Annotated in this window: 13 protein-coding genes; 6 read left to right on the forward strand and 7 right to left on the reverse strand. The window is 65.3% G+C overall.

Features of this window, described 5'->3' with window-relative positions; all coding sequences use genetic code 11:
* Positions 1 to 119: 119 nt before the first annotated feature.
* Positions 120 to 1,541: an aminotransferase-like domain-containing protein gene (locus FAZ97_RS30360; RefSeq protein ID WP_158763324.1), complete on the reverse strand. Its 1,422-nt coding sequence runs from the start codon at positions 1,539 to 1,541 to the stop codon at positions 120 to 122.
* 412 nt (positions 1,542 to 1,953) lie between these two features.
* Between FAZ97_RS30360 and FAZ97_RS30365 the strand changes: the two genes are divergently transcribed.
* A complete protein-coding gene (locus FAZ97_RS30365) occupies positions 1,954 to 2,157 on the forward strand; it encodes a DUF2970 domain-containing protein (protein ID WP_158762495.1) in 204 nt (67 codons plus the stop codon).
* Positions 2,158 to 2,253: 96 nt separating this feature from the next.
* On the opposite strand, the gene FAZ97_RS30370 is transcribed toward FAZ97_RS30365, so the two are convergent.
* Positions 2,254 to 4,932 carry an excinuclease ABC subunit UvrA gene (locus tag FAZ97_RS30370; RefSeq protein ID WP_158762496.1) on the reverse strand — a complete coding sequence of 893 codons (2,679 nt, stop codon included), beginning with the start codon at positions 4,930 to 4,932 and terminating at the stop codon, positions 2,254 to 2,256.
* 316 nt (positions 4,933 to 5,248) lie between these two features.
* On the opposite strand from FAZ97_RS30370, the gene FAZ97_RS30375 reads away from it, so the two are divergent.
* The gene (locus FAZ97_RS30375; protein WP_158762497.1) at positions 5,249 to 5,506 is read left to right on the forward strand and encodes a DUF2171 domain-containing protein; all 258 of its coding nucleotides are present in this window, start codon (positions 5,249 to 5,251) and stop codon (positions 5,504 to 5,506) included.
* A gap of 118 nt (positions 5,507 to 5,624) precedes the next feature.
* On the opposite strand, the gene FAZ97_RS30380 is transcribed toward FAZ97_RS30375, so the two are convergent.
* Complete coding sequence (locus tag FAZ97_RS30380; RefSeq protein WP_158762498.1) at positions 5,625 to 5,927, reverse strand: hypothetical protein; 303 nt, start codon at positions 5,925 to 5,927, stop codon at positions 5,625 to 5,627.
* Positions 5,928 to 6,430: 503 nt separating this feature from the next.
* Here FAZ97_RS30380 and FAZ97_RS30385 point away from each other — a divergent pair.
* Together FAZ97_RS30385 and FAZ97_RS30390 are read left to right on the forward strand one after the other, a co-directional pair.
* Positions 6,431 to 6,883: a MarR family winged helix-turn-helix transcriptional regulator gene (locus FAZ97_RS30385; protein ID WP_158762499.1), complete on the forward strand. Its 453-nt coding sequence runs from the start codon at positions 6,431 to 6,433 to the stop codon at positions 6,881 to 6,883.
* Between the two features lie 14 nt (positions 6,884 to 6,897).
* Positions 6,898 to 8,121 carry an MFS transporter gene (locus tag FAZ97_RS30390; RefSeq protein WP_158762500.1) on the forward strand — a complete coding sequence of 408 codons (1,224 nt, stop codon included), beginning with the start codon at positions 6,898 to 6,900 and terminating at the stop codon, positions 8,119 to 8,121.
* A 12-nt stretch (positions 8,122 to 8,133) separates the two neighbouring features.
* On the opposite strand, the gene FAZ97_RS30395 is transcribed toward FAZ97_RS30390, so the two are convergent.
* A complete protein-coding gene (locus FAZ97_RS30395; protein WP_158762501.1) occupies positions 8,134 to 9,489 on the reverse strand; it encodes an MFS transporter in 1,356 nt (451 codons plus the stop codon).
* Positions 9,490 to 9,907: 418 nt separating this feature from the next.
* Here FAZ97_RS30395 and FAZ97_RS30400 point away from each other — a divergent pair, with 418 nt between their 5' ends.
* Together FAZ97_RS30400 and FAZ97_RS30405 are read left to right on the forward strand one after the other, a co-directional pair.
* Entirely contained in the window at positions 9,908 to 11,467 is a 1,560-nt protein-coding gene (locus tag FAZ97_RS30400; protein ID WP_158762502.1) for a methyl-accepting chemotaxis protein, read from the forward strand.
* Between the two features lie 53 nt (positions 11,468 to 11,520).
* Positions 11,521 to 12,618, forward strand: a complete 1,098-nt coding sequence (locus FAZ97_RS30405; RefSeq protein ID WP_158762503.1) for a lactonase family protein — start codon at positions 11,521 to 11,523, stop codon at positions 12,616 to 12,618.
* A gap of 24 nt (positions 12,619 to 12,642) precedes the next feature.
* Here the strand turns inward: FAZ97_RS30405 and FAZ97_RS30410 are convergent, their stop codons facing one another.
* The 3 genes from FAZ97_RS30410 to FAZ97_RS30420 all read right to left on the reverse strand — a co-directional run bounded on the left by FAZ97_RS30410 (position 12,643) and on the right by FAZ97_RS30420 (position 16,076).
* Positions 12,643 to 13,938 (reverse strand): MFS transporter, encoded by a 1,296-nt coding sequence (locus tag FAZ97_RS30410; RefSeq protein ID WP_158762504.1) that lies wholly within the window; start codon positions 13,936 to 13,938, stop codon positions 12,643 to 12,645.
* A 135-nt stretch (positions 13,939 to 14,073) separates the two neighbouring features.
* Positions 14,074 to 15,288: an MFS transporter gene (locus FAZ97_RS30415; protein ID WP_233271977.1), complete on the reverse strand. Its 1,215-nt coding sequence runs from the start codon at positions 15,286 to 15,288 to the stop codon at positions 14,074 to 14,076.
* Positions 15,285 to 16,076, reverse strand: coding sequence for a DeoR/GlpR family DNA-binding transcription regulator (locus FAZ97_RS30420; protein ID WP_158762505.1), 792 nt, complete (start codon positions 16,074 to 16,076; stop codon positions 15,285 to 15,287). Before FAZ97_RS30420 ends, FAZ97_RS30415 begins: the two co-directional genes overlap by 4 nt.
* Positions 16,077 to 16,172 lie beyond the last annotated feature (96 nt).

Consider the following 16,172-nt stretch of genomic DNA (forward strand, 5'->3'; position numbering starts at 1 on the left):
CAGCGTCCGGCTACGACGCCGGCAAGGGACGCCAACACTTGTGTGGGCCCGGCGAGCTTCTGCAATCTGTTCTTCGGCAGTTGAAGTTGCTGTGGGTTGGCACTGCGCGCATCGATCGATCACAAGCGTGAGCACACCTCGGGATGAACGAGCAGTTCGCCGAGCGTGCGGATCGCTTCATCGATGCGCTGCGACCACGGATGACCATAGTTGAGCCGGATGCAGTTTTCGAATGCATGCGACGCGGAAAAGAGCGGCCCCGGCGCGACGCTGATGCCGCGTTCAATCGCGAGACGATGGAGCGCCATGGCGTCGATCGGCTCGCGGAAGGTCAGCCACAGAAAATAGCCGCCCTCGGGGCGCGTGTGCTGCGTGCCTTCAGGCAGCCAGCGGCGGATCGCCTCGATCATGGCGTCGCGCTGCGTGTGCATGGCCAGCCGGATCTTCTTCAAATGGCGCTCGTAGCCGCCATGCTCCAGATAGTCGGCAATGCCGGCCTGCGCGGGAATACTCGCCGAGATCGTAGTCATGAGCTTGAGGCGCTGCACGCGCTCGGCGAAGCGCCCGGCGCTCGCCCAGCCCACGCGATAACCGGGCGCGAGGTTCTTCGAAAACGAGCTGCAATGCATGACGAGGCCGCGCCGGTCGAACGCGATGGCCGGCGGCGGATAGTTCGGCGCATAGTGCAACTCGCCGTACACGTCGTCTTCGATGAGCGGGACTTCGTGTTTCGCGAGCAGCTCGACTAGCGCTTCTTTCTTCGCCGCCGACAACGTCACGCCCGTGGGGTTCTGGAAATTCGTCATGAACCAGCAGGCGCGGATGGGGTGCTTCTCCAGCGCTTGCGCCAGCGCGTCGAGGTCGAGCCCCGTGGCGGTATCCACCGGTATTTCGACCGCGCGCAAGCCAAGCCGCTCGATCGCCTGCAGCGCGGCATAAAAGCCCGGCGACTCCACCGCGACAATATCGCCGGGCTGCGTGACGGCCATCAGGCAAAGATTGAGCGCTTCCAGCGCGCCGTTCGTGATGATGATGTCCTCGGCCGGCTGCGAGATGCCAACCCGCATGTAGCGCAGCGCGATTTGCCGCCGCAGGTTCTCGTTGCCCGGCGGCAGGTCGACCACCGTGCTCCACGGGCTCACGCTGCGCGCGGCCTGGCCGAGCGATTTCGCAAGGCGCGAGAGCGGAAAGAGCAGCGGGGAAGGGAACGCGGAGCCGAGCGGCACGATGCCGGGGCGCTTGGCGGCGTCGAGCACCGAAAACACGAGTTCGCTGATATCGACGGTAGCGGTTTCGCCTGTCGTTGCGCGCGAATTCGCGTGGCCGGCCTTCGAGGGCGGCGCGACGTAGTAGCCCGAACGTTCTTCGGCGCGCACGAGGCCCCACTGTTCGAGCACGTAGTAGGCGCGCGCCGCCGTGGACTGGCTCACGCCGTGCTGCGCGATGATCTGCCGCAGCGACGGCATGCGGGAGCCCGGCTTCAGGTTGCCAGAGCGAATCTCGGCGGCCATGCTCTGCGCAAGGCGTTCATAGCGTGTCATGCGTTCAGGCTCTTCCAGTGCTGTCATCGGTCGAATCGTACTGTTCTTGTGGCGTGCAGGAACGGGATTTCAATCTGCTGCGCTCAATTATGCGTCGGCTGCTGCTATACGGCCTTGCGCGAAGAGCCGATGATTGCGGCCAGTGCGCATCGCAGTGCGGGTCTGTTCTCCCGGGATGCGCCGGGATTACTGCGTGAGTGCCTGGATCATCACCTAAACCCGCAGAGCTTGCGGCTCTTTTTGCCTGTAGCGTGGCAAGCCTTTCGCCCCGGTGCGCGAGTACCGGGGCGTTTCTTTGTCCGGAGCCGGGTCGCTTCTGCTGCATCGCTCAGATTCTGCGCAACTGCTGCTTTTTTTGCCCCCTGTGAAGGGCGAATATCGACCCATCGAATTGAACCCGATGGAGAACGTGATGGAACTCTTGCAAATGGTGCGCATGGTCCTGTGGAGCTTTTTTGGCGTGCGCAAGAGCGCGTCGCACGAAGCCGATCTGGCCAATATCAACTTCAGTTGGCTCCCGTTCGTGGCCGTTGGGCTGGCGGCGTTCATCGGCGCCTGCATACTGGGCGTCGTGCTGCTGGTCGCGCATTCCACGGGAACCGCACAGGGGTTCTGATCGTTCACATTGAATCTGAAGCAGGGTGGCCGTGGACGCGGCCGGAATCTGGCATGCGACTGCGCAAATAAGGGGAAGGTGTCACATAGGCGAGCTTTATTGTTTGCTTGACCGGTCCGGTACGGTCGATTCGGACCGCGCCAACTCCTGCGCAATGAAGTGCGCGGTTCGGCTGCCCGGCGCCCGTGCCACCTGTTGCGGCGTGCCGGTCGCCACCACGCGGCCACCCGCGTCGCCCGCGCCTGGTCCCACATCGATCACCCAATCGGCTTGTGTCACCGCACGCATGTCGTGCTCGATCATGACTACCGTGTTGCCCGCGTCGACGAGACGCTGCAACTGCACGAGCAATCGATCGGCGTCCGCCGCATGCAGCCCCGTAGTCGGCTCGTCGAGCACGTACAGGTTGCGGCCGCGCTGGCTGCGCTGCAGCTCCGTGGCCAGCTTGATGCGCTGCGCTTCGCCTCCGGAGAGCTCGGTGGCCGGCTGTCCCAGGCGCAGGTATCCCAGTCCGATCTCTCGCAGCAATTGCAGCGGGCGCGCTACCACGTCCTCGCTGGCGAAGAAGTCGCGGGCTTCGTCCACGCTCATCTGGAGCACCTCGGCGATGTTGCGCCCGTTCCAGAGTACTTTCAGTGTGGCTTCGTTGTAGCGTGCACCGTGGCAAGTCGGGCAGGGCGCATACACGCTCGGCATGAACAGCAGCTCCACGCTCACGAACCCTTCTCCCTCGCAGGTTTCGCAGCGCCCCTTGGGCACGTTGAACGAAAACCGGCCCGCGTCGAAGCGCCGGCGGCGTGCATCAGGCGTGGCGGCAAACAGCTTGCGCACGTGATCGAACAGGCCGGTATAGGTGGCCAGGTTCGAGCGCGGCGTTCGGCCGATGGGCTTCTGGTCCACCTGCACCACGCGCTGCACGGCATCCACATCGCCGGCGAGGTGGCCACCCGTGGTTTCGATCACTGCCGGCCCCTCGCTCGCGGCTTCGGCCGAATCGTCCTCGGATTCGTGGCCCAGGTGCAGGAGCACCAGTTCGGGCAGTGCTTGTGCGAAGAGGCTGGATTTGCCGGAGCCGGAGATACCCGTGACCGCAGTCAACACGCCCAACGGAATGCGTGCGTCCACGCCGTGCAGATTGTGGCGTTGAATCCCCCGCAGCTCGAGCCATCCACTCGGGGCGCGACTGCGGCTGGGCGGCGCGGGAATCTCGTCGAACAGGTAACGTGCGGTGCGCGATTCAGCGATCGCGCGCAGGCCGTCGGGCGCGCCGCTGTAGAGCACGCGGCCGCCATGTTCGCCGGCATCCGGTCCCACGTCCACCAGCCATTGCGCGCGGCGCATCAGGTCAAGGTCGTGCTCGACCACGAACACCGAATTGCCCGCGTCGCGCAGCTTGTCGAGTGCGTCATAGAGGGCGTTGCTGTCCGCGGGGTGCAGCCCCGCCGAGGGCTCATCGAGCACGTACACGACGCCGAATAGCATCGAACTCAATTGCGTGGCCAGCCGAAGCCGCTGAAGCTCACCCGCCGAGAGCGTTGGCGTCGCGCGATCCAGCGTCAGATAACCGAGGCCTAGTCCTCGCAACTGGCGCAACCGCGCGACCACGCCTTCGGCGAGGCGCTGGGCCGCCATGCGCTTCTCCTCCGACAATGCAGAAGTGCGGCGCACATCCGGTGAGATCGCGTGCGTGGCCAGGCCCGCGGTTGCGCGCTCCGCGCGGTCGCGCCGGGTCGCTTCCTTGTCGGTGCCTGCTCCGGCGGAATGGGCGCGGAAATCGCCATGGGCTATGGGTTCGAGCAGGTGAGCCAGGCGATCCAGCGACATTTGCGTCAATTCGCCAACGTCCACGCCAGCAAAGGTCACCGCCAGTGCCTCGGGTTTGAGCCGCTTGCCGTGGCACGTGGGGCATAACATCCCTTCCATGAAGCGTGACACGCGCTTTCTCATCAGCGCACTTTGCGTGTTGGCGAACGTATGCAGTACATAACGCCGCGCGCCGGTGAAGGTGCCCATGTAGCTCGGCTCCAGCTTGCGCTTGAGCGCAACGCGGGTTTGCGCGGGCGTGAGGCCCGCATACACCGGCACGGTGGGTGTTTCCTCGGTGAACAGGATCCAGTCGCGGTCTTTCTTCGACAGATCCTTCCACGGCCGGTCGACGTCGTGGCCCAGGGTAACCAGAATGTCGCGCAGGTTCTGCCCGTGCCAGGCGGGCGGCCAGGACGCGATCGCCCGCTCGCGGATGCTCAACGATGGGTCCGGCACCATGGTGGCTTCGGTGACCTCATACACACGGCCCAGACCATGACAGGTCGCGCACGCGCCCTGCGGCGTGTTAGGCGAGAAGTCCTCGGCATACAGCATCGGCTGGTTCGCCGGGTAGGCGCCGGCGCGCGAATACATCATTCGCACGAGACTGGACAGGGTGGTCACGCTGCCGACGGACGAGCGCGCATTGCTGGCGCCGCGTTGCTGTTGCAGCGCGACCGCGGGTGGCAGGCCGTCGATGGCATCCACGTCCGGCACGCCCACCTGGTCGATCAGGCGCCGCGCGTACGGCGCGACCGACTCGAAGTAGCGCCGCTGCGCCTCGGCATAGATAGTGCCGAAGGCAAGTGAGGACTTGCCTGAACCGGAGACGCCTGAGAACACGACGAGTGCGTCGCGCGGGATCGCGACGTCCACATCCTTGAGGTTATGCTCGCGCGCACCGCGCACTTCCACGAAGCCGCTGACCGAAGCGTGACGGGACAACCTGGCGGAAGGCTTTTGGGACACTTCGCACTCACCATTCGATGGGCTGCGCGCCCGTTCAAGATAGACGACTGCACGGTACGCGACAACGCGAATCTTCCGATATTAACTATCGGTCCATGCCCCGCGCGCCGGCTAAACAGACCGTCAGCATAGCGACAATCGCGTGCACGCGCATCGGGACCGGGTGCCGCGCGTGGATGTGCCGATCCGGCGCGCGAGGCGCACGAGATGTCCCTTCCTCGATGGCTGCCCTTTGGATCTATCATCCAATATGACCGAACTCCAGACTGAATATCGAACCGGTGTGTCAGTTCATTAGACGTAGATGGAGGTTGCGATGAGTGGCAATGAAAGTGTAAGGGAGAGTATGGAAGTCGTCGGTGCTGATGGCGTGTTCATCGGCACGGTCGACAGCGTCGAGGGAAATCGCATCAAGCTGGTACGTGGCGATGGCTTCGGGAAGCACAAGAAGCATCATCACTACATTGACATCGCTCTCGTGGCACGTGTCGAAGGTGAGAAGGTCCGTCTTTCCATGAATGCAGATGCGGCTATTGCGCTCGTGGACGAGGAAAGGTCGGGCGGTCCTGGCTGAATACCCGGGTCACGGCGGGTTGTCACGCTGCGAGCCGCCGCGACGAACCTAACCACGTGCCCGCCGTTCGATATCCATTTTCAGCTCATCAGGCTGTCGAAGAAGCGCATCGGGACGCTCAGTACTTCGATGCGAAATTGGCGGGCGCAAGCCAACGGAAACCCGTCAGGACCTTGCCGTCGAACTGGCATTCGACTTTCGCGGGCACGAGCTCATGCGTGCGCCGGTCTTCCATCATGCCGCTCACGGTGAATGAGCTGCCATCCGGCGACTGCCGCTTGTCATTGACCGAGACGATCGCGGGCTCCGCGGACCGCTGCATTCTTTCCACGCACTGGTCGGTATCTTTTTGGGCTACGGACGTGCAGCCCTCGAGCGACAGCGCAGCGGCGATTAACGCGAATGCCGCGAGCTTGTCCATCTTCATGGTTTCTCCCTCACATTTCCAACAGGGTTGAGCGTCTCCACTTTCATGCGGCATGCGTGGCCGACGCCGATTCTATCGCAGTGGCGATTCAATTCTTCATAACGAATATTCGCAATTAATTCGGATGCCGATGAATGCGCCCAGGGGCGCATTGCGCGGTAACGAGAGATGCACGGGAGAAAGCATCGCCAGCACGCAGGGGTTCGCGCTCGGGCGGCGTTCGGCGTGCGCAAGTGGCACGTAACAGCCAGCGTGCGCCACGACGCACAGTCGATTCGAAAGAGCGAAGCATCGTTGTAAAAGGGGCAAGTGGGCGCGACCGATTTTACGGTACGGCGACTGGCGTGCCCCGACAGCCAATTTACGGATTATTACTGCTGCGCGATAGAACGCATCCTGCCCGCCAGGATCTTCCCGAACGAATGTCGCCGCAGCCAGGACTCAGAGATGTGAAGGTTAGCTTTGCAGTTTACCTTCATATCTCCTAGAATGCGGGGATGACCGATCGCGCCAACACTCCCCCTGCCGACCTCGCCGCGTCGCTTGCCGGCGACCTGCGTGCCCTGGTCGGGCAACTGCGCCGCCGCTTTCGCGAGCAGGCAATCCTCGGCGAATTCACGCCGTCGCAGATGGCTGTGCTGTTGAGGCTCGAACGCGAGGGGCCGGCCACGGTGTCGAGCCTCGCGCGCGCGGAGGGCATGCGCCCGCAGTCGATGGGCACGCTCATCGCGCCGCTCGAGGCGGCGGGCCATATCAGCGGCGCGCCGGACCCCAACGACGGTCGCCAAACGCTCTGGTCGCTCACCCATGCCTTTCGCGAGTGGCTCAAGGAGGGGCGGGCCGCGCGCCAGGACTGGCTTTCGCGCAGGATAGACACGCGCCTTTCCGGCACCGAACAACAGCAGCTGGCCGCCGCAGTCGAACTGCTCAAGCGGCTCGTGGCCGACTGAGGCGGGGCGGTCACATGGGCGCTCCTGCTTCGGGGTTCTTCCGTTCGCTCAAGAGTTACAACTATCGCGTGTGGTCGGCGGGCGCGCTCGTCTCGAACGTCGGCACGTGGATGCAGCGCACGGCGCAAGACTGGCTCGTGCTCACCGGCCTCACGCATCACAGCGCGGCGGCGGTGGGCATCGTGATGGGCTTGCAGTTCGGCCCGCAGATGCTGTTCATGCCGTGGTCGGGCTTCGCCGCCGACCACTTCGATCAGCGCAAGCTGCTGATGCTCACGCAGGCGCTGCTCGGCGCGCTTGCCATTGCACTGGGCGTGCTCACGGTCACGGGGCTCGTGCAGCTGTGGCAGGTGTATGTGTTCGCGTTCCTGTTCGGCTGCACGACGGCATTCGATTCGCCGGTGCGGCAAACCTTCGTCTCGGAGCTGGTGGGCGACGCCGATCTCTCCAACGCCGTCGCACTCAATTCCACCTCGTTCAACGCCGCGCGCATGATCGGGCCGGCGGTGGCGGGGCTCGTGATTGCTTCGGTGGGCGTGGGCTGGGCCTTCCTGCTCAACGGTCTTTCGTTCGTCGCCGTGCTGATTTCGCTGACGCGTCTGCGCGTGGGCGAGCTGCGATCGGCTACGCGCAAGCAGCCCGCGAAGGGCGGCATAGCCGCGGGATTCCGCTACGTGTGGGCGCGCCCCGACCTGCGGGCTATTCTTGTCATGCTGTTCCTGATCGGCACGTTCGGGCTGAACTTTCCGATCTTCATCTCGACGATGGCCGTGAACGTCTTCCACGCCGATGCGGGACGCTACGGACTCCTTTCTTCCCTGATGGCGGTGGGCACCATGAGCGGCGCCTTCTTCGGCGCGGGGCGCAGCCATCCGCGGTTCGTCTCGCTGCTGTTCGCGGCGGCGGCGTTCGGGGTGGGGTGCGTGCTGGCGTCCGTTGCGCCCGGCTACTGGTGGTTCGGCGGCGCGCTCGTGATGATCGGCATCGCGGCGCTCACGTTCACGACCGAAACCAACAGCCTCATGCAGCTTTCCACGGAGCCCGGCATGCGCGGGCGCGTGCTGGCGATCCGCCTCGCCGTGGCGCTGGGCGGCACGCCCATCGGTGCGCCGATCGTGGGATGGATCGCCGACCACTGGGGGCCGCGCTGGGCCTTGCTGGTGGGCGCGGCTTCGGGCTTCGCGGCCGCCATTGTCGCGGCCCGCGCGCTGGCGCGGCGGGCCCACGAGCCGTCATAACGCGCCGCCGCTTCAGGCGGCCTTCAACTCCACGCGTTTGATGTCCTTCACGATCACGAGATAGCTGATCACCGTGACGAGCGCGTTGACGCCGACAAAGGCCAGCGCGCCGTTGAACGAACCGGTCTCGGCCAGCACATAGCCGATCACGATCGGCGTGACGATGCCGGCCACATTGCCGAACATGTTGAAGATCGAGCCCGAAAGGCCAATGGCTTCGCGCGGCGCGGTGTCGGCGATCACGGCCCAGCCGAGCGCGCCCAGCCCCTTGCCGAAGAACGCGAGCGACATCAGCGCGACCACGATCCCGTCGCTGTTCACGTAGTTGCAGCCGATGATGCAGCACGAGAGCATCATGCCGCCGACGATCGGCACCTTGCGCGCCACGGTGAGCGAGCGGCCCGAGCGGATCAGCGCATCCGAAGCGACGCCGCCCAGCACGCCGCCGAGGAACCCGCAGATGGCGGGCAGCGAAGCGACGAGCCCGGCCTTCAGGATCGTCATGTGGCGCGCCTGCACGAGGTAGATCGGGAACCACGTGAGGAAGAAGTACGTGAGCACGTTGATGCAGTACTGCGCGAGATAGACGCCCAGCAGCATGCGGTTGCCGAGCAGCTGGCGGATGACCGCCCAGTTCGCGCCCTTGCGTGCCTTGCGTTCAGCGCGCGCCGTGCGTTGATGCCCGTTCACGATGCCGCCGCCCGCCTCGATGTATTCGAGTTCCAGCTGATTCACGCCCGGGTGATCGGCCGGGTTCTTCATGAACCGGATCCACGCGAAGGCGAGCACGAGGCCGCCCAAACCCATCACGATATACACGTGATGCCAGCCATACGCGTGCGTGAGCCACGCCATGAGCGGCGTGAACACCACGGCCGCGAAATACTGCGCCGAGTTGAAGATGGCCGAAGCCGTGCCGCGCTCCTTCGCCGGGAACCAGCTCGCCACCACTTTCGCGTTGGCGGGGAACGCGGGCGCTTCGGCCGCGCCCATCGCGAAGCGCAGGGCGAAGAGGCCCGCGATGGCGGCGCCTGCGCTGCCGAGCAGACCAATCGAGCTTTGCAGCAGCGTGAAGAGCGACCACAGGAAGATGCTGCCCGCGTACACGCGGCGCGCGCCGAAGCGGTCGAGCACCCAGCCGGCGGGCACCTGCGCGAGCACATAGGCCCAGCTGAACGCCGAGAAGATGTAGCCCATGTGGATGGCGTCGAGACCGAACTCGGTGCGCATGGCCGAACCCGTGACCGAGAGCGTGGCGCGGTCCGCGTAGTTGAGCGTGGTGATGATGAAGATCAGCGAGAGGATCAGATAGCGCGCTTTGGTGCGCTTCGCGACATCGGACTGCGTGGCGGTGCGGCTCAACGACATGTGGATCGACCTCTATCGTGCGCGAGATACGGGCTCGCTTGTGCAACAAGCGGTCTGTATCTGCTGTCTCCCGACGGCGCGCCTCGTGCGCGCCGCATCTACTTACGCAGGAACGCGCCTGACTCGCATCAAGCGCGTTCCGTCTGCGGACCTGTTCCGCTGCCTGTTCAGCTTGTTGTCAGCAAGTTGTTTGACATCAAGGCTGGTTGTCAGAGCCAATCGTACAACGCGCGGAAAGCCGAGGCAACCAAACCGTGCGCCTCCTGGGTCGACCTCAGGGTTTACTCGAATTTCAGGATAACCGCGTGACTGTGGGATGATGCGGCCAAGTTGTTGGACAACATGGCGAGCGTACCCTCAAGACTCCGGCGTTTCAGCCGTAAAGAAGAACACCATGCAAACCGGGGATTGAAGCAACATGCGCAACACGACGGTACGAGCCAGCCTCCTTGCAGTGCTGGTGATCTTTGGCGTGATGATCCTGATCGGCGGCTTCGCGGGCGTGTTCTCGCTGCGGGAGTCGAACGCGAGCGCACAACGCCTGCACGAAATCGCGCGCCAGACCATTCTGGTCAACGACGCCTACAAGGACACCACGCGCACGCGCTCGGCGCTCGTGCGCGGCTATAGCGCGCTCAAGGAACGCAACGACACGGCCACGCGCGACTCTGCGCTGACCAGCGCGGCCCACAGCTTCGAGCTTTCGGCGAGCGAGACGCAGGCCTTCGCCAACGCCCCGGCGTTCGACGGCATGGACGCGGACCTCAAGCGTCAATTGCTCGACTCCGCAGCGCAGCTCTCCAATACGCTCACGCGCGCCACCGACGCGCTGCGCAACGGCGACACGGCGGCTTATGTGGCGGTCAACGACACCGACATCACCGCCGCGGGCGCAGCCTATTCCGTGAACGTGGAGAAGTTCCAGAAGCTCGCCAACGCACTCGCCGAGGCAACGCTCGACGACGGCAACGCGCGCTACACATGGATCGTGAGTCTCGTGGGCATGGGCGTGGCGATCGCGCTGGCGCTCGTCGTCGTGACGCATTTCGCCTTGCAGCGCATCGTGTCGCGCCCGCTGGCCGAAGCTGCCGCGGTGCTCGACCGCATCGCGTCGAACGATCTCACGGTGCGCGTGCCCGAAGCGGGCCGCAACGAAATTGGCCTGCTGTTCGCGGCCATGCGCCGGATGCAGGCAGGGCTCTCGCGCACCGTGGCCGGCGTGCGCGATAGTTGCGACGCGATCCACACGGCCGCGCGCGAAATCGCGGCGGGTAATCTCGATCTGTCGAGCCGTACGGAAGAACAATCCGCCTCGCTCGAAGAAACCGCTGCGAGCATGGAGGAACTCACCTCCACCGTGAAGCAGAACTCCTCGAACGCATCCGAGGCCAGCACGCTCGCCACCGGCGCGGCCGATCTCGCGCAGCGCGGCGGCGACGTGGTGGGGCGCGCCGTGCAGACGATGCAGGACATCAGCGCCAGTTCGCAGAAGATCGCCGAGATCACCGGCTTGATCGACAGCATCGCGTTCCAGACCAATATTCTCGCGCTCAACGCCGCCGTGGAATCGGCGCGCGCGGGCGAGCAGGGGCGCGGCTTCGCCGTGGTCGCGGGCGAGGTGCGAACGCTCGCGCAACGCAGCGCGGGCGCCGCGCGCGAGATCAAGGAACTGATCGGCGCCTCGATGGAGGACGTGCGCAACGGCAACGCGCTCGTCGCGCAGGCAGGCGAGACGATGAACGAGATCGTGAACTCGGTGCGCAACGTGGCCACCATCATGGCCGAGATCACCACGGCCACCGCCGAGCAGAGCACGGGCATTCAGCAGGTCGGCATGGCCGTGAGCCAGATGGATCAGGTCACGCAGCAGAACGCCGCGCTCGTGGAGCAGGCGGCCGCCGCGGCGAGCGCGCTGGAGCACCAGGCGCAATCGATGAAGGAAGCGGTTTCGGTGTTTCGCGTTGGCGCGCACGCGTGAAGGCAGTTGAGTGCAAACCTGATCAATAGAACTAACAAACTGGAACAAAGTCGATGAAGAAGAACGCAAAGTTGCGCGGCGTGGCGGGTGCCGTTTTCGGGCTCGCGGCGTCGATGGCCGTGCACGCGGCCAGCTACGTGTACGTGTCGAACGCCGATAGCCAGGACATTTCGGTGTTCCGCCTCGATGCGCAAAGCGGCGCGCTGGCCGCGGTCGAAACCGTGCCGGTGGGCGGCACGGTCATGCCGATGGCGTTCTCGCCCGATCATCATCGCCTGTATGCGGCGCTGCGCTCGAAGCCGTATCGCGTGGTGAGCTTCGCTGTGAATCCGCTCGATGGCCACCTCGTCGAACTCGGCCGCGCGCCGCTCGCGGAGAGCATGGCCTATGTTTCCACGGACGGCACGGGGCGCTATCTGCTTTCCGCGTCGTACGGCGGCAACTTGCTGGCGGTGAACCGCATCGCCGAAAACGGCGTGGCCGGCGACGTGCTGCAAACCGTGAAGACGGGCCCGATGGCGCATATCATCCGCACCTCGCCGGACAACCGTTATGCGTTCGCTTCCGTGCTCGGCGCCGACGCATGGTTGCGTCTGAAGTTCGACGCCTCCACGGGCGCGCTCACTGAAGACGCGAAACCCGCCTACTCGCTGCCGAAGGACTCCGGCCCGCGCCACTTCCAGTTTTCGCCGGACCAGCGCTTCGTCTATCTGATCGATGAACTCGACGGCAAGCTGCACGTGCTCGCCTTCAACGCGGCGAACAACACGGTCAAGCCGATCCAGACGATCTCGATCCTGCCCACCGGCTTCTCCGGCGACAAGCCGTGGGGCGCCGATGTGCACCTCACGCCCGATGGCCGCCATCTGTATATCTCAGAGCGCACGTCGAGCACACTGGGCGCGTATCGCGTGAACAAGGAAACGGGCAAGCTCACGCGCATCGGCACGTACGCCACGGAAAAGCAGCCGCGCGGCTTCAATATCGATCCTTCGGGACAGTACCTCCTAGCCGTGGGCCAACTGTCGCCCACGCTGAGCGCTTACCGTATCGAGACGAAGAGCGGCGCGCTGAAGGAGCTTGGCAAGTACCCGGTGGGCAAGGGCGCGAACTGGGTCGAAGTGGTGGACTTCGACGGTTCGAACGAGTAAGCAATAGGGGCGGCCTCGGCCGCCTTATTGTTGGTGGTTCTCAGTCGCGAAGGTTATTTCCTTCGCTTCGCGCGTGTGGCCTCGCGCTTCATCGAGACCTTCGATCGAGCGCAGCCGCGCGGGCGCAGAGAATGCGATGATCGCGAGCTGCACGACGAATCCGCACGCGGCGCCCACAAGGCAACTGGTGATGCCAAGGCGCGTGCTCAGGAACGCGCCAAGCAAGGCGCCGAGCGGGCGCGCACCGAACGTCGCCATCATGATGACCGACGAGACGCGCGCGATCAGATCGCGCGGCGTGACGACCTGGCGCAACGCCGTGGTCGAGATGGTCCAGACGATCGGCCCGAATCCAAACAGAAAGAAAGCCAGAAACACGGTGGCGCGCGAATGCGTGAACGCGCTGCTCGCCATGAGCAGCGAGGCAAGCGCGGCGCTTAGCGGGCCGAGCAGAATTTGCCGTCCGAAGGCGAGGCGCTTTGCAATGCTCTTATACAGAAACGCGCCGCCCACCATGCCGAAGCCATACACGCCGAGCGCGCCGCCCACGGCCGATGGCGCGAACGCGAGCCGGTGTATTGCGTACCAGGCGAACACGGCGAGCAACAGATACCACGAAGTATTGAAGACGAAGGCCGTCGCCACGATCGGCCGCAGATGCGTGCTGCGCGCGATGAACTGCACGCCGTCGAAGAGCTCGCGTGCGAGCGCGCGACGCGAACGCGGGCGCGGCGCCTCGGTGGGCAGGCGTGCGAGAAACCATGCGCTGGCGAGCGACAGGACGAACGCCGCGAGAAACGCGAACACGCCAGACGCCCAGCCCGCAAACATGCCGCCCACGGAAGGCCCCGCCGTATAGGCGATGCTGCGCGCGATTTCGAGCCGCCGGTTGGCGGTGAGCAGGTCGCCCGTTTCGACCATCGTGGCGACGAGCGAGGGCGCGGCCACGCTGAATACCACGGTGCCGGTTGCGATGGCGAAGCCCAATGTGCCGAGCGTGTAGAGAGAAAGCGCGCGCGCATGGAACAACGCGAACAGCACGAAGAGGGCGGCGGCGCGCAGCAGTTCGGTGGCGATCATAAGCGGCTTGCGCCTGCTGCGATCGGCAACCAGACCGGCAGGCAGCGAGAGCAGCAGGAACGGCAACGTATTGATGGCCTGCAGCGAGGCGCTTTGCTGCGCGCTCGCGCCTAGCGCCACCACGGCGACAATGGGGATGACCGCAATGGCCATCTGCTCGCTGAATTGCGCCGCGAGGCTCGCATGCGAGAGATTGACGACGACGCGCTGTGGGGTGGCGTTTCCCGGCGTGATGCCCATCGTAGAGGTCCCGAAGATCGATCCGGCGTGGGCCGGATGCGGTGGTTTGAGCTTCGGGATCGAGTCTACGTAGCGCGGTTCGGTGGGAATATCCGGATCTTGTGCTGATATTCGATATCTTGAGGAAGGCGCACGTCACTCCGCCTCGATCCGATCCGCGTCACGCGCATTTTTGCTCGCCTGCGCTTGCGTTGCCGATTCGCCGCGCGACGCATCCACATCGCGAACCGCACGGCTGCCCGCAAAGCACACCGCGAGCGTGGCGAGCACCAGCACGCCAAGCGCGAGTTGCAAGCCCACGAGCCCCGCGCCAAAGCCGATGATCGGCGGCCCCACGAGAAAGCCCGCGTAGCCAGCGGTAGCCGCCATCGAAACGCCCGTCACGGGCGGATCGGTCGTGCGCCCGGCCGCGCTGAAAATCACCGGCACCACATTGGCAAGCCCGATGCCGACGCAGATGAACCCCACGACCGCCGTAGCGAGTGCAGGCGCGGCGAGCACAGCCGCGAGGCCCGCAGCCGAAAGCAGGCCGCCCAGCGCGACCACGCGCACCGCGCCGAGGCGCCGCACGAACGCATCGCCCACCACGCGGCACGCCGCCATGGCGAACGCGAACGCCGTATAGCCAATGCCCGCGCTATCTGCGTGAGCCGGCAAGACAGTACGCAGGTACACGGCACTCCAGTCGGCGATGGCGCCTTCGGTCACCATGCAGAGGAACGCAAGCGCGGCGAGTTTTACCACGCTCCCGTGCGGCAACGCGAAGCCGCTGCCCGATGCGGCCTCTGGGCGCGTGCCCACATCGCGCAGCGAGAACAGGGCCGCACCGATGATCAGAGCAGCGATGGGAATGGCGGGCAGCGCGAGACCGCTTAGCACACCGAAGCCTGCCTTCTGCAGCACCGTGCCAACGGCCGCGCCCGCAAGACCGCCTGCGCTCCAGGCAGCATGGAACGACGACATGATCGGGGCGTGCCACACTTTCTCGATCGCGCTGGCATGGCCGTTCATCGACACATCGAGCGCGCCGTTGAGCCCGCCTAGCAGCAGCAACGCGGCGCACAGTAGCGGCGCATTGGGCGCGAGCGCAGGCAGTGGAAACGCGGCGGCGAACAGCACGCCGAGCAGGGCGGTGGCACGGCCGCTGCCGAACTTCGGTGCGAGCCGCCCCGCAAGCGGCATGGCGACGATGGCGCCCAGCGCGAAGGCGAAGAGCGCGACGCCCAGCAGCGAGTCGCCAAGGAGCAGTTTGTCCTTCACGCGCGGCACCTCGACGGCCCACGCGCCAATGCCGAAGCCGTTCGCCAGAAAGACGGCCGTGGTGGCGTAGCGTTCGCGTAGCGGTCTCATCGCGCCACCGTCACGTCGCCACAGGCGGCTTTTAGCTGCTTCAGATGGAGTTTCGGCACGTCGGCATCGACGACCAGATAGTCGAGCGAAGCGCAGGGCGCGATGACGAACGGCGCCGACGTCATCAGCTTTTCGGTAGTGACCGCCGCCGCGATCTGGCCGCTTGCCGCGACCATGGCGCGCTTCATTTCGGCATCCTCAGCATCGAATGCGGCAATGCCTTCCAGAGGGTCGAGTGCGCACGCGCCGAGAAAGCAGAGATCGGCCTTGATTTGCTGAATTTGCACGAGCGCCGTCGCCCCGAGTGCGCCCGCGGCCTGCGCGCTCACGCGCCCGCCGATCATGATGACTTCGATGCCTGGCCGCTCGAGCACGCGCACGGCGGCCTGCGGCGAAGTCGTGATCACCGTGAGGCCCGCATTGTCGGGCAGCGCCGCCGCGATCTCGACGTTGGTCGAGCCCGCGTCGAGCAGAATCACCTGGTTGGGCTTGACGAGCGCTGCGGCGGCGCGCGCGAGGCGCGCCTTGGCCGGCAGTTGCTCGCGCATGCGCACGGAGGCGGGCTTGTTGGAGGGCGACGTGAGCAGCGCCCCGCCGTACACGCGCTTGCAGTGACCAGCCTCGGCCAGATCGCGCAAATGGCGCCGGATCGTGTGCTCCGAGGTGTCGAGCTGCGCGGCGAGTTCGGCGGCCAGCACGCGGCCCTCGGCGCGCAGCTTTTCGAGGATCAGGCGCTCGCGCTCGTCGGGCAGCAGGCTTTCAATGGCCGCCTGGCGTGTTCGTTGCATGGGTTTTGGCTCCCGTTCGTTCGTTTGCTCGCTGGATTAATCGAGCAAAAACGAGCATAAAGTATCGTAAACGGGCAAGACATGCAACAGGCGGCG

The organism is Paraburkholderia acidiphila, from assembly GCF_009789655.1.
Lineage (GTDB): Bacteria > Pseudomonadota > Gammaproteobacteria > Burkholderiales > Burkholderiaceae > Paraburkholderia > Paraburkholderia acidiphila.